This is a genomic window from Psychromonas marina (genome assembly GCF_030161115.1).
Lineage (GTDB): Bacteria > Pseudomonadota > Gammaproteobacteria > Enterobacterales > Psychromonadaceae > Psychromonas > Psychromonas marina.
The window spans coordinates 72,439-86,340 of sequence record NZ_BSPQ01000018.1 but is presented as its reverse complement, the minus strand read 5'-3'; the positions used below and the strand labels follow the sequence as shown (position 1 = coordinate 86,340).

Sequence of the window (13,902 nt, the reverse complement as noted above, 5' to 3'; positions counted from 1 at the left end):
TGCAAAAGCGAATTCAATGTATCGTTTTTACGATAGGTTGTGACATAATGGTATGACCGATATCGAGTTGTAATATTGAAAGGTGTATGATTGATGAGTAATGAAATTCCTAACTTAAACTTATTGACCGTGTTTGCTGCTGTTATTGAGCAAGGTAGCCTGAGTAAAGCGGCTGAACATTTGAGTACCAATCAATCTACTATTAGTACATCATTAGGACGATTAAAAGCCAAAATTGGTCAAGAACTCTTTGTGCGAAGTGGTCGTGGTGTCGTGCAAACCGCTTATGCGTCTAGCCTGTATTCACAGATCAAAAATCCAATTCAAGAATTGAATACTGTTTTTCAGGATCTTGGCACGTTTGATGTGGATAGTTCTGAACGACGCTTTGTGATGACTGCACCTGAGCACCTGCAATCTAGTTTACTTAACTTGTTCAGCGATCAAAAATATAAAAAAATATCGCTAGAAGTGTTTGATCAGCCAGAAGACGATGAGAAAGTCTACGATGGATTATTGACTCAAAAATTCGATGTCATGGTCGATATTTTTCCTCCCAATCATCCTAACATTGAATCAGTGAAGTTATTTGATGGTGATTTTGTAATTGTTTGCAGACAAAATCATCCACGAATTAATGGTCAGATAACAGAGTCTCAGTATCTTGCTGAAACCCATGCTGTGCTTGAGCGAACACGTGATAAAAAGCGTAGCCTTGCACACCATACGAACTTTGATATTAGCCAGCGCAAGGTAGCCTATCATGGACGTTCGATGTTTAGTAATCTGTTATTATGTAGTCAATCTGATTATATTACGGTGGTGCCATTATCGATGGCGCTTCAATTTAAAACACACTTAAAACTGCAATTATTTACGCCTCCTTTTGAATATAAAAAAATATCCAATTATCTACTTTGGTTGAAGAAGTTTAATCAAGAACCGAGTCATAAATGGTTCAGGGAAGCGTTAATTGAAGCGTCACAAGAGAGGTTAAGCAAATAATTAAAACGGCTTAGCTAGTTGAGCTAGATTATTAAAAAATGTGTAACGCGAGATTATTGATTTATATCTGTAGGCGATTCATTTTTTGAATAAGCAGGGCAGATTGATGCCTTGCATTCATGGTTGTCACAAGAAGTAATACTCGATTTGTAATTACAGTTCACCAACGTCGTATTTTTATTCTGTTTTTTAGCGCTTAGAAGTGCATCATCTGCATACTTTTTTAAGGATTCTGCTTGCATATTGGGGCATAAGCAAGCAACACCTAAGCTTATAGTAAGTTGAGGTGCTTTATTTTTGTCGTTTAACAGTGCGCTTTGGTTAACTAGTTTTCTTATTTTCTCTGCTAATAAAAAGGCCTCTTTTTGGGGGGTAAACGGTAATAAAATAGAAAACTCATCGCCACCAAATCGACAGCAAATATCCTCTTTACGGAGTATCTTTTTAATAAGTGCACTCACCGTTGCTAAAGCACGATCACCCACTTCGTGGCCATATTGGTCATTAATATGTTTAAAGTTATCGATGTCGATCATAATGAATGAAAGTGGCTGTTTTTTTCTTTGGTGTAAGGACACCTCTGAGGGCAATCTCGTTTCTAAAAAGCGGCGATTATACAAGCCGGTGACTACATCGTGTAATGCAGAGTATTCAAATTCATCCTGTTTTTGCATGCTATAACTTATATCGATGGACATACCGATTAAACCTACAATTTCGCCATTTGTTGCAAAGACTGGTGACTTGATACTCTGGTAATATTTAACTGAACCATCTTTAAATACATTTTTTTCAACTTCTGTTATGGCTTGTCCCTGTAAAACAAGTAAATCATTTTGCCTAATACCTTTGCTTAGGGTTAAGTCAAAAAAAGCTTCATCTGTTTTTCCAATAATGGCATGGCGAGTCAAACCAAATACCTCACAGACGGCATCATTGATAAAAGTATAATAGCCCTGTACATCCTTTATAAAAACGCAGCTACCGATATGAGAAAGTGTTTCGAGGAAGTCGATTTTCGCAAATTTTGTGGTCGCAAACATATTAAACCTCTGATACTTATATTTTAAATGCCGTAAATCACTTTAATCACGTATTTTTAAAGTGGTTATTAGTTAAAACTATAGTAGAGGAAGTGCTGAAAGACTATCATTTGCTTTAAAATGTGATGGAGAGTTAAGGCATATTCACAATAAATACAAATAACTGCATCTCATCATGGTGAGTTGAATTAGTTGTCAACTGAACTATAAATAACTATCCGTAATGTAATGCGTTTTATGAGGAAGCTAACTGGCATATTTGTTTTTTCAACCATTTTACTAACGGTTTATTGGCGTTCTTACGAGAAAAAGAGCAAACAACTTGTGCAGTCGGTAAGAGAGCCGTTTCTATTTCAAAGTTGAGTGGGCTTAGCACCGCTGTAAATTCATTGGCCATTCTTTTAGAGGCCGTTAATAGCATGTTACTGGTTTGTGCAACTTGAATACCTAAATGAATACTGTCCGTTTGTAGGCTTATTTTTGGTGACTTTTCAATTGATTGAAAGGCATTATCTAAATAGCGGTTTCTTTCATCCCAACTTGGTATTGTTAAAGAGATAAAAGGGTATTCTGCGATATCTCGAAAGGTAATGTTTTGTTTTTTATGAAGCGCGTGGTCATGAGTGGCTAAAATAAGAAAGTCATCATCGCATACAGGATATTGAATAATTGAATTAGGGAAGTTTGATGCATAATAATTGACGCCTATTAACGCACTGCCATCTAACAGTTGCTCCACTGAAGTAGATTCCCAGCCTTTTATGTACCAGGTAGCATTGGGGGCACTTTTATTGAGTAACTCAAATAGTTTTACGCCATAAACAAGCTGTGCTGGGTGACTAAGAAAAAGTTGATAGCGCCCAGTTAATTCACCTATTTTAAAGTCTTTATGATTAGTCACTGCATCTTCATATTGGTTAATGATAGTAGGCAGTTTTTCAGCTAAAGTATCGGCATAAGCGGTAGGAACTAGTTGAATACCGCTGCGAATGAACAAAGGATCATTCAAGGCTTGGCGACATTTAGCAAGTATACGTGCGACTGAGGACTGTGAAAGATCCATTTGCTCAGCGGTATGATAAGTATTACAAGTGGTATAAAGGTTTAACAGTACCTTTAGTGATTTTATGTCTAAATTATCCATATCTATCCTATTGTAAGATGGTCGGGTAATACCGACCATCTTTTAACGTACTAAAAACGCCAATCAAAACCCACTGATACTTTTACTTCTTCACCACGTAGGTAGTCTGAACCACCGGTAGGATTGTTAAGTTCATTTATCTTAACCTTTGTGTATTTACCTTCCAAATAAATATTAAATATTGCATTACCTATTTTTGTTTTAGTACCTTGTAATAGCATGATATCAATCATTTCCATCTCTACACCACCGTATGATGAACCACCAAATACTTGGAATACTGTGTAAAATGTTTCATTCCATGGTTGTAGGCCGTATAAATTTACAGAGGCCATATGGGCATCATCGCCACCTAATATTTGTTTTATCTGTTGTGAGGTTAGGCCGCTTGATGTACCTGTTGTATATTGGTTAAGTGCATTCGGTACGATCGTTCCTTGAATATTTTGTTCAATTTGGTCTGTATCAAAATCAATATAAGAGTAGTTTACAGACGGGAAGAACAGGGTTTTTCCATTTGCTGCTGTTAATGGCAACATGTAACCTGCGGTATACATATTAGTGGTATCTGTTAGGTAAAAATCTGCGTATATGCCGCCAAAACGCTCATCGAAATTAGCTAAACGAAAACGCGCCATTTCAGTTTGAGTGTAATATTCTCCAATCATAATCGTTTGTGTTTGATACTTATCATTACCGTATAAGTTTTTAAAACCACCACCTGCTGCTAGTTTTATTTCGCCAGCATCATCTGCTGCAATTCCTCCGCGCCATGCGGTATTACGTGGGTCTGCATCATGAACCTCTTCCGCAAGTACGTTTCCAGAAAGTATCACCGCGAAAGCTAATAAAGCTGTTTTTTGTATGTTGCTCATGTTATTGCCTTTTATTTAAGTCAGAGTTTGTTTAGATGCGGCGATTATCAACCTAAAAATCGACTTGATTAACCCCTTGGATCGACTTTCATTAAGTCTTTAATCGACTTGTGTTTGGTGTGATCTATTTTTCAGAAATAAATAGTTGGGTTGAAGGCGAGGGGGCATTGAGGATGCTTATCTGATGGCGCTAGAGGCTATTTCCGATTTAAAGAGTGGACAACTAAAGATCGGTTATTAACTTGTTGTTCTTCTAATGATTGCATTGTCTCAATAAATGCGACATTGAAACTCATAGTTCACCCATTATCCGATTTAATTAAGCAACATATAATGCTGAAATTAATAAGGAGACACGATGAAAAAACCACTAAAAATGACACTCCTCTTTTTGTTTATTGCAGCTAGCGATGCATTACGCTCAATGAATAAAGGGGAGTGCACTATTGTCATTTTATAATAAAAAAATAATTGACCGATCGTACCGTACACCCATGCCGTCAGTGAATCAGCTATTACAACACTATGCCTACCTGCCAAGGTTAGGGCTACTTATTGGGTTGGCTGGATGTAGTGCAACTACGCAGGTTACTAATATAGAAAAAATTGGTCACCAGGGAAATACTTACTCTTTAACTTCGATGGCGCAACAATTAAAAAACGATAACACTGCGATTTTATTGAGTTTTTCAGGAGGAGGTACGCGCGCAGCTGCGCTTTCTTATGGTGTACTGAAAGGGATGAGAGATTATACCTTAGTAGATGGAAACGAAACTTATCCATTGATTAATCAGGTAAATACCATTAGTTCTGTTTCAGGAGGCAGCTTCACGGCTGCTTATTATGGCCTTTATCACGATGCTATTTTTGATCAATATGAATCTGATTTTTTATATAAAGACGTTTCAGGGAATTTAATAGATATCCTACTCAGTCCTCGCTTTATGTTTTCAAAGCATACTCGTACTGCGGCTGCAGCCTATTATTATAATGAAACCTTATTTAACGATGCAACATTTGCTGACATCCACGAGGCATCACCACGTATTATTATTAATAGTACAGATCTGGGGGGCGGGGTACGCTTCTCTTTTTTACAGGAGTATTTTGATCTTATTTGCTCCGATGTAAATGATTACTCTATTGCTAATGCTGTGGCTGCATCCTCTGCGGTGCCGGTTATATTCCCCCCCGTTGTACTGCAAAACTTTCAGCATTGTGACAAAAATTATAACCCCATGATCACTGACAATATGCCGATATATTTAAACTCTACCCATGATGGCTTGAGCAGTTATGCTGATAAAGAAAATCGTCCTTATATTCACTTGGTGGATGGGGGAGTCACCGACAATCTTGGCTTATTGGCAATTTATGATGTCGTTAAAAGTCAGGAAGAGGTCTTTGCGTTATTAGGACAACACATTGATACCTTAATCATTATCTCTGTGGATGCCTCCACTAAACCGGACTGGATCATAGATGTTAATAAACAGACGCCCGATGCACAGGACATCATTGGTGCAGCTACGGATATACAGCTGCACCGTTATAATGATTTAGTGAAATCGTTAGTGGTCAAAGAACTCGATACTTGGCAGCAAACCTCTACAGAAAAGAACGCTTATTTCATTGATATTAATCTCAGTAATGCCAAGCAAAAAACGCTCGTTAATAACATCCCTACTGACTTCACACTTAAACCTGAGCAAGTTGATGTACTGATTGAACATGGTTATGAAGCGGTGATCAATAACAAACAATTAGCTGATATTTATCAGCACCACATTCCATCACCCACATTAATCATCCCGGAGTCATAATGAACTATATAGAAGGTGTATTCCACATTGAATCTTTTCTCGCCGTCACACTCGGTATTATCACGCTTTTTTTAGGGCGTCGTTTGACCAGTGCTTTCTATTTTTTGAAAGAGTTCAGTATTCCTGAGCCTGTATCAGGTGGGGTGTTAGTGTCTATCTTATTTGCATTAGTGCATTTTTTTGCTGATATCGATATCTCATTTGATCTTGCAACGCGTGATTTATTGCTGGTCTATTTTTTTACCACTATCGGTATTAATGCTAGCGTTGCAGACCTGTTTAAAGGTGGAAAACCACTGATTTTATTACTGAGTATTACCATCGCTTATATGGTCATGCAAAACTTAACCGGTATCAGTATGGCCTTGGCGTTGGAATTACCGCCGGTATTTGGCTTACTCAGTGGCTCTGTCTCATTGATAGGCGGGCACGGTACTGCGATTGCATGGGCACCAAAAATTGCTGATTCATTTAGCTTAGAGAGTGCCTTGGAGATTGGGGTGGCGAGTGCGACCTTTGGGTTAATACTCGCCAGTATGATGGGCGGACCAATTGCAAAATACCTTATAAATAAACACAAATTAAAACCTTTAAATAATGAAAAAATGGATGTTGGTACACAAAAAAATCAACCGCAGCCAAGCATTACTGCCTATGATTTTTTAGATGCCATGCTAGCAATTCATGTGTGTATTATTTTGGGGGCGATTATCAATGAAGGGGTTATAAAATTAGGGCTTGAATTACCGTTATTTGTAAGCTGTTTATTCGCGGGTATTTTAATTTCGAATTTAATTCCAGCTTCTTACCCTAGAATAACCGGTACACTTTGGCCTGCACGAAAACCCGCAATTGCTCTAATTGCTGATTTAGCGCTTGGTTCATTTTTAGCAATGTCATTAATGAGCATTAAGCTGTGGACTTTTGCGGATTTAGCCGGTCCTATTTTTATCATATTAATCGTACAGTTTGTGGTGGCAATTGCTGTGGCGTTATTTGTTGTATTTCCTTTAATGGGGAAAAACTATGATGCTGCTGTGATATGTGCCGGGTTTGGTGGTATCTCTTTAGGTTCAACACCGACCGCGATGGCGAATATGTCTGCTGTGGCACAAAAATATGGTAACTCACACCAAGCTTTTATTATTGTGCCCTTGGTCTGCGCTTTTTTTATTGATTTAGCGAATGCTGCCATTATTCCTTATTTTATCAATTTGATTAATTAACGTTATTTAATTTGTTTTTCACTCAGAGAAGCTCAAAGTAAAGATAAACGATCAGGACGTTATAAATTTTGATAAAGTAAGGTTATATAGCCTTGTATTATCACAATATTAGTTGTTTACTTTGACTATCCCTGAGTGTGAAAAATGAAAATAGAAGATTTAAAACTGTTCACCGTGGTGGTGGAACTAGGCAGTTTTAGTGCGGCAGCACATGCCTTAGAGCTACCTCGTGCAAACGTGAGTCGGCGTATTAATGAATTAGAAAATGAACTCGACAGTAAGTTGTTTTTTCGTACTACACGTAAAATATCTTTAACCCCACATGGTGAAGTTTATTACAACGAACTGCTTGATGCGCTCGCTTCACTTGAAAAAGCCAACAATGCCCTTCAGGAAGTAGCAACTTCACCTAAAGGTACGGTAAAGGTTGGTTTGTTACCCCAAGCTGATTATATTTTGCAAGATATCTTGTTTGGTTTTCAAGATAAGTACCCTGATATCTCCCTTGATTTACGTACTATCAATAATGGTTTTATAGACATTCATCAGCAAGGTCTAGACATTGCACTACATGGCGGAGAAACACTCGACTCTGATATTGTCGCCCGTAAAATGCTGGAGTTGCAACGTATTATGGTCGCCAGCCCTGAATATTTAGCAAACGCCCCGGTATTGAATGCTTTATCCGATATTGACCAACATAAAGTAAATGCTTATCGCTGGCCAAGTGGGGATGTTGATAATTACTGGAAAGTTAGCAAGAACAATACATTAAGAGTTAATTGTCATTTAATCAGCGGTAATATGGGATTAATTTGCCAAGCAGCGATTAGCGGCCGTGGCATTAGTTTTGTGCCTGAATTATTAGTGCGAGAAGCGCTCAATAACGGTTCATTAGTACATGTATTACCACATTATCAATCTGTACAAGAAAATGTGTGGCTGCTCTATCCTGAGGTAAAAGGGGTTAGCCAAGTAAGTCGATTATTAATCGATTATTTAACTAAAGAGATGCTGTTATTATCGTAAGTCTACTGGTGACTTAGATTGTCATATTTTTCGTGACAGTGTTTCTCTTTTGTAACTACATATCTCTTAAATAAAGAAGCATAAACTGTCTCCTAAATTCCATTGGAGACAATTATGAAAACATTAACCCCTTATATTATTCCTCTATCTTTATGCTTTTTAAGTGCATGCGCACAAGAGGTCATACCGCCTGAAAAAAGCTTACGCTCAGTAGAAGTGTTATCGCTTCATTCTGAGTCTTATTACGCTAAAAAGCAGTTTTCTGGTGTTATACAATCAGTTCAAAGTAGTGACCTATCCTTTCGTGTGCCAGGTGTGATAGAGAAAATTTATGTCAAAGAGGGCCAAGCGGTTAAAAAAGGGCAATTACTTGCGCACTTAGACCCTCATGATTTTAATGTGCACTTAAGTGAATTAAATGCGCGCAATGAAGAGGCTGAAGCGGCGTATGATCTTGCTAAAATAGAGTTGTCTAGAGTACAACAAGCGACCGATGATGATGCAATCGCAAAAATCAATTTAGATCGCGCAATCAGTACTTACAAACGCAGTAAAGCGATGCTTGATGTGATGCAAAAAAATATTGAGAAAGGTACCGATGCATTAGCATATACTGAGTTAAAAGCCCCATTCGATGGTGTGATTGCAACGCAGCGCCACGAACAATTTGAGCAAATATTACCAGGTATCAGTATTTTTACATTACATCAATTAGATGCCTTAGAAGCGGTTATTGATGTGCCAGAAAATATGATGTCACAATTTAGTGAGTCGCAAAAAGCCACAGTCAATTGGCAAGGTAACGACGCTAAAATTGATGCAATTTTAGTAGAGAAATCGACAAACCCAGATCTTATTAAACAAACCTACAGCGTCACCTTCAATTTGCAAAGTGCACCCGCTAATATATTACCTGGAAAGTCTATCACGCTTAGTATCAACATCAATCAACCTAAAGATAGTTTTTGTTTACCTTACTCTGCCATTGTTGGTGATAAAGCGGGGCAGTTTTTATTGACCGTTGAAGAGGGGAAAGTTAAGCAATTACCGGTGAGTATCGAACAGTACCAAGCACAATCAGTTTGCGTGAAGGGGGCCTTAGAAGAGGGACAGGCAATCATTGTAACGGGCGCATCTTATATGAATCAAGGTGATGCTGTTGGCCCTCTACTATTCGTAACTCGATAAGGCGGACACCATGAATTTAGCTGAATTTGCGATACGTCAACGTACCTTTTTCTTGTTTTTTATTACCCTTTGTATTGTTGCGGGTGGTCTCTCTTATTTTAAACTGGGTAAGTTAGAAGACCCTACGTTTACCGTTAAAAGTGCCGTTGTAGTGACACTTTACCCTGGCGCATCAGCGCAAGAAGTAGAGGCGCAGGTGACCGATGTTATTGAGACAAAACTACAACAAATGGGCGCGTTAAAAGAGTTACGCTCTTTATCTAAACCGGGTATGTCGATGATTTTCATCGACCTTGAAGAGTCGGTACGATCTGCCGAGGTGCCACAGCAATGGGACTTGCTGAGAAGAAAGGTGAATGATGTTAAGTTATCGTTACCGGCTTCTGCTCAAATTAGTATTATTCAAGATGAATTCTCTGAAGTATATGGGATGCTTTTTTCGGTTTATGGGAAAGATGTTGCCCCTATTAAACTACGTGAATATGCGAAAGAGTTACAGCGCCGTTTAAAAACAGTGAAAGGCATTAAAATAATTGAACTTCACGGTGTGCGCGAGCAAGCCGTCAATATTGACTTAAATGACGAACACTTAGCCAACTATCAATTATCCACACTTCAGGTGATCAACCAATTAAATACGCAAAATATGATTTTTGATGCGGGTACTATTAGTGCGCAAGATGAATCTATTCGTATTAACCAACGTAGTGAGTTTCAGTCAGTTGAAGATATTAAAAACTTCATGTTGAAAGGTGGCGTGAGTCATTTAGGTACTGGACTTATTCGCTTAGGTGACATTGCAGATGTCTATGTCGACTATCAAAAACCAGCATTAACCATGAGTCGTTACAATGGATTAGACGCGGTTACCTTAGCCGTTAGCCCATCAGATGGTATTAACGTTGTGTCTTTAGGCGACACTATTAATGAGGTCCTTGCACAGTATCAAGCACAATTACCCGTTGGTGTAGAAATTGGCACAGTAGCTTTTCAGCCCTATGAAGTGCAAAAATCAATTGATAATTTTGTCGGCAATATCATTGAAAGTATTCTTATTGTTGTGCTCGTTTTGTGGTTATTCATGGGCCTTAAAAGTGCGGCAATAGTAGGCTCTAGTTTAATTGTCACCATCTTACTGACGCTGATTTTCATGTATGCAACGGGTATAGATTTACAGCGTGTTTCACTGGGGACCTTTATTTTAGCGTTGGGTATGCTGGTGGACAATGCAATTGTGATCACCGATATGTTTGTCAGTAAAATCAATAAAGGCATGGAGCGTTTTGAAGCTGCGCGAAGTAGCGTACAGGAAACCGTGTCACCGCTGTTATTTGCAACCATCATTGCAGTGTTAGGGACGAGTCCGATTCTGTTTTCTAATAGTGATGCTGCTGAATTTGCTATCTCAGTATTTTACATCATGTGTGCTTCGTTATTATTGTCTTGGTTTGTTGCCATGACATTAACGCCATTATTGTGTTGGTTATGGATAAAACCGAAAAAAACACAGCAAACAAAACCCAATAAATTAATGGCTTACCTGACGAATGTAATACATTGGACGGTTGATTTCCCTAAACGTACATTAGCCTTATTAGTGCCATTACTGTTAATCACCGCTGTGTTTGTAAACTTAATCGCAGTGAACTTCATGCCTAGCTCAGACAGACCGATGGTATTTGTCGATTATTGGCTGCCAAATGGTGCGCAAATAGAGCGTACTGAGGCTGATATGCAACGTATTGAAGCATGGTTATTAGAGCAGCCTGAAGTGATTAATATTGCCAGTTTTATTGGTGCGAGTGCCCCTCGTTTTTCGGTTACCGTTGAACCAGAGCCATTAGATCCAAGTTACGGGCAAATCGTCGTTAATACGATAGATCATCAATCCATTGAAGCATTAGTGACGCGCGGTGATAAATGGTTAGCGATGCAATTTCCACAGGCTGAGCCTCGATTTAGATCTTTAAAATTAGCAACCAAAGATAAATTCACTTTGGAAGCGCGCTTTATGGGACCTGATCCCGAGGTCCTAAAACGTTTATCACGTGAAGCTGAATTGGTTTTTGCGGCTCATCCTAATACGAAATATGCTCGTAACGATTGGCGCCAGACTAGTAAAGTACTAACGCCTATCATTAATCAAGACAAAGCCCGAAGAGCGGGTGTCAACCGAGCAGATATTGCGATGTCGATGCGACGTGCAACTCAAGGGGTACCGCTTGGTATTATGCGCGAAGATGATCGCATGTTACCTATTTCGCTTAAAAGACAGCATTCAGATATGAGCTCACTTGAAAACATTCAGGTGAAATCAATGTTAGGTTTACATGGTGTGCCATTAGGGCAAGTCATTGATGGATTTGAGTTAACGCAAGAAGATAGCATGTTATGGCGTCGTGATCGTTTACCAGCAATTACTGCGCAAGCGGCAACGTTTGGACGCACAGCTTCTGAAGTCCGCTTAGAGTTAGCTGATGATATTGAAGCCATTATTATCCCTGATGGATATCGTTTTGAGTGGGGCGGTGAGTACCGTGATGAACGAATCTCTTTAATGGATACCTTCTCGAACTTACCTAAAGCGATCATTTTAATGACGATCATTTTAGTGGCGATGTTCAATGGTTTTAAACAACCTCTGATTATTATGTTTACTGTGCCTTTGGCTGCAACAGGGGCAAGTATCAGCTTAGTCTTGTTTGATAAACCTTTTGGTTACATGGCATTAATTGGTGCGATTGCGTTATCGGGCATGATCATAAAAAACGGTATTGTATTGATGGATCAAATTGAGCTAGAGCGTAAATCAGGCTTGAATTTGGGAGATGCAATTAAAAAAGCAACCTTAAACCGCACCATGGCTATTTCGATGGGGGCATTAACCACGGCACTTGGCATGATTCCATTATTATCAGATCCTTTATTTGATCAGATGGCCGCTACGATTATTGGTGGTCTAGTTGCAGCGACATTCCTTTCATTACTGGTGATGCCTGCGTTATACAAATTAAGTTATCAAAATAGCGACAATAAAGCGCTTGCTGCAGCAGACCTATCTAAGGAGATTACTCATGAAAGCTAAACATTATTTTAAAAAGGTGCCTTTAGCTATCATGCTGACCTCGATCTTAACCGGCTGTAGTTTAGCCCCACAAAGCGAAGTGCCTGACATGACATTAAGTCAAGCGTACACATTAACCGAGGGCGTTAGTGAAACGTCTATTGCCGATGTTAGTAATTGGTGGATGGCTTTTAATGATCCTGTTTTAAATGCATTAGTGGAAAAAGCACAGCAACAAAATATTCCGTTAAAAATGGCATCGGAACGAATTCAAATGGCGCAATCCTATCAACAAATGGTCGCGTCGTTTAAAGTGCCCACGGTGAGCCTTGGTGCGGGATATTATAATTATCAGATCAGTGAGAATGATCCATTATTAGGCGCTGCTGTTTCCCCGGTTTCAGTACCCAGTAGTATGCAGCCGATGCTAGGGCAAAGTGTCACCGTGATGGATCAGCAAAATGATGGATTTTTTGCGGGCGCTAATATTTCTTGGGAACTCGATTTATTTGGTCGTTTAGATAATCAATCAGATGCTGCTGCTATTCGTGTTGAACAGGTAGTTATCTATCAGGAAGCACTGAATACATTGATCACCGCAGATGTTATCCATAACTATATTCAATATCGTGGTGCCAAAGCACGTTATGCGTTGGCGAATGAAACAATAGAGGATCAAAAGCGTACCTTAGCATTAGTCGAAAAAATGGTTAACAGTGGTTATGGCTCAGAATTGGATTTAGCGAAAGCGCGTACGGGGCTTATTTCGATGCAGGCTATATTGCCACAGCTAAATATTGCTGCTCATATCCACCAGCAACGTTTAGGTATTTTATTAGCGGAGTCTAATGAGCAGATGGAAATGCAATTAAGTGAATCGCAACCGATACCAGAGCTCACTGAACTTATTCCGGTCGGATTACCCTCTGACTTATTGAAACGTCGTGCTGATATACGTATTGCTGAACGTGAAATCGCTGCTTTAGATAAAGAACTAGGGGTTGCTGTTGCCAATCGTTATCCTAAAGTGTTTTTAACCGGCGGGCCCGGTTTAGTGGCGGGTGATGTGAGTGATCTATTTAGCAGTGATTCACTCGCGTGGGGAGGTGCTGTGGGCGTGAATTGGAATATTTTTGATGGCGGGCGTGGCGAAGCTTTAGTGGATATTCAAGAAGCTAAAACCAAGAATGCGATGCTAGGGTACCAACATACGGTGAATGGTGCATTTAGTGAAGTTGAAACGGTGCTTTATGCCTATGACAACAGTCAGCAATACCAGCAAAAAATGACTGAAGCTGCCAATGAAAGTGAAAAAGCATTGGATAAAGCACGCTCTCTATACAAAGCGGGATTAATTAATCACCTGGCTGTATTAGATGCACAGCGCCAACATAATATGATCAAGGAGCGCATCATTGCAGCTCAACTACAAACTGCACAATCGATTGTCTCTGTTCATAAAGCATTAGGGGGGGATTGGAAGCTGTAATTGATGCAGTAAACGC

The 13,902-nt window shown here is 39.2% G+C and carries 10 protein-coding genes; 7 read left to right on the top strand and 3 right to left on the bottom strand.

All coding sequences use genetic code 11. The features are described from left to right. Window positions 1-93: 93 nt before the first annotated feature. The gene (locus QQK09_RS16220; protein ID WP_284205209.1) at window positions 94-1,005 is read left to right on the top strand and encodes a LysR family transcriptional regulator; all 912 of its coding nucleotides are present in this window, start codon (window positions 94-96) and stop codon (window positions 1,003-1,005) included. Window positions 1,006-1,058: 53 nt separating this feature from the next. On the opposite strand, the gene QQK09_RS16215 is transcribed toward QQK09_RS16220, so the two are convergent. The 3 genes from QQK09_RS16215 to QQK09_RS16205 all read right to left on the bottom strand — a co-directional run bounded on the left by QQK09_RS16215 (window position 1,059) and on the right by QQK09_RS16205 (window position 4,067). Next, window positions 1,059-2,048: a sensor domain-containing diguanylate cyclase gene (locus QQK09_RS16215; protein ID WP_284205208.1), complete on the bottom strand. Its 990-nt coding sequence runs from the start codon at window positions 2,046-2,048 to the stop codon at window positions 1,059-1,061. Between the two features lie 235 nt (window positions 2,049-2,283). After that, a complete protein-coding gene (locus tag QQK09_RS16210; protein WP_284205207.1) occupies window positions 2,284-3,192 on the bottom strand; it encodes a LysR family transcriptional regulator in 909 nt (302 codons plus the stop codon). Between the two features lie 50 nt (window positions 3,193-3,242). Then, a complete protein-coding gene (locus tag QQK09_RS16205) occupies window positions 3,243-4,067 on the bottom strand; it encodes a hypothetical protein (protein ID WP_284205206.1) in 825 nt (274 codons plus the stop codon). A 446-nt stretch (window positions 4,068-4,513) separates the two neighbouring features. Between QQK09_RS16205 and QQK09_RS16200 the strand changes: the two genes are divergently transcribed. The 6 genes from QQK09_RS16200 to QQK09_RS16175 all read left to right on the top strand — a co-directional run bounded on the left by QQK09_RS16200 (window position 4,514) and on the right by QQK09_RS16175 (window position 13,886). Beyond that, window positions 4,514-5,890 carry a patatin-like phospholipase family protein gene (locus QQK09_RS16200; protein WP_284205205.1) on the top strand — a complete coding sequence of 459 codons (1,377 nt, stop codon included), beginning with the start codon at window positions 4,514-4,516 and terminating at the stop codon, window positions 5,888-5,890. Next, complete coding sequence (gltS, locus tag QQK09_RS16195; RefSeq protein WP_284205204.1) at window positions 5,890-7,116, top strand: sodium/glutamate symporter; 1,227 nt, start codon at window positions 5,890-5,892, stop codon at window positions 7,114-7,116. Before QQK09_RS16200 ends, gltS begins: the two co-directional genes overlap by 1 nt. Window positions 7,117-7,260: 144 nt before the next feature. Continuing rightward, entirely contained in the window at window positions 7,261-8,145 is an 885-nt protein-coding gene (locus QQK09_RS16190; RefSeq protein WP_284205203.1) for a LysR family transcriptional regulator, read from the top strand. 114 nt (window positions 8,146-8,259) lie between these two features. After that, entirely contained in the window at window positions 8,260-9,333 is a 1,074-nt protein-coding gene (locus QQK09_RS16185; RefSeq protein ID WP_284205202.1) for an efflux RND transporter periplasmic adaptor subunit, read from the top strand. Window positions 9,334-9,343: 10 nt separating this feature from the next. Continuing rightward, window positions 9,344-12,418 (top strand): efflux RND transporter permease subunit, encoded by a 3,075-nt coding sequence (locus QQK09_RS16180; RefSeq protein ID WP_284205201.1) that lies wholly within the window; start codon window positions 9,344-9,346, stop codon window positions 12,416-12,418. Continuing rightward, complete coding sequence (locus QQK09_RS16175; protein WP_284205200.1) at window positions 12,408-13,886, top strand: efflux transporter outer membrane subunit; 1,479 nt, start codon at window positions 12,408-12,410, stop codon at window positions 13,884-13,886. The genes QQK09_RS16180 and QQK09_RS16175 overlap by 11 nt, the downstream gene beginning before the upstream one ends. The last annotated feature ends 16 nt before the right edge of the window (window positions 13,887-13,902 follow it).

Bases quoted from the DNA above. Each gene is read 5' to 3' on its own strand.
- QQK09_RS16220 (WP_284205209.1), top strand. From the start codon at position 94: ATGAGTAATGAAATTCCTAACTTAAACTTATTGACCGTGTTTGCTGCT.
- QQK09_RS16215 (WP_284205208.1), bottom strand. From the start codon at position 2,048: ATGTTTGCGACCACAAAATTTGCGAAAATCGACTTCCTCGAAACACTT.
- QQK09_RS16210 (WP_284205207.1), bottom strand. From the start codon at position 3,192: ATGGATAATTTAGACATAAAATCACTAAAGGTACTGTTAAACCTTTAT.
- QQK09_RS16205 (WP_284205206.1), bottom strand. From the start codon at position 4,067: ATGAGCAACATACAAAAAACAGCTTTATTAGCTTTCGCGGTGATACTT.
- gltS (WP_284205204.1), top strand. From the start codon at position 5,890: ATGAACTATATAGAAGGTGTATTCCACATTGAATCTTTTCTCGCCGTC.
- QQK09_RS16190 (WP_284205203.1), top strand. From the start codon at position 7,261: ATGAAAATAGAAGATTTAAAACTGTTCACCGTGGTGGTGGAACTAGGC.
- QQK09_RS16185 (WP_284205202.1), top strand. From the start codon at position 8,260: ATGAAAACATTAACCCCTTATATTATTCCTCTATCTTTATGCTTTTTA.
- QQK09_RS16180 (WP_284205201.1), top strand. From the start codon at position 9,344: ATGAATTTAGCTGAATTTGCGATACGTCAACGTACCTTTTTCTTGTTT.
- QQK09_RS16175 (WP_284205200.1), top strand. From the start codon at position 12,408: ATGAAAGCTAAACATTATTTTAAAAAGGTGCCTTTAGCTATCATGCTG.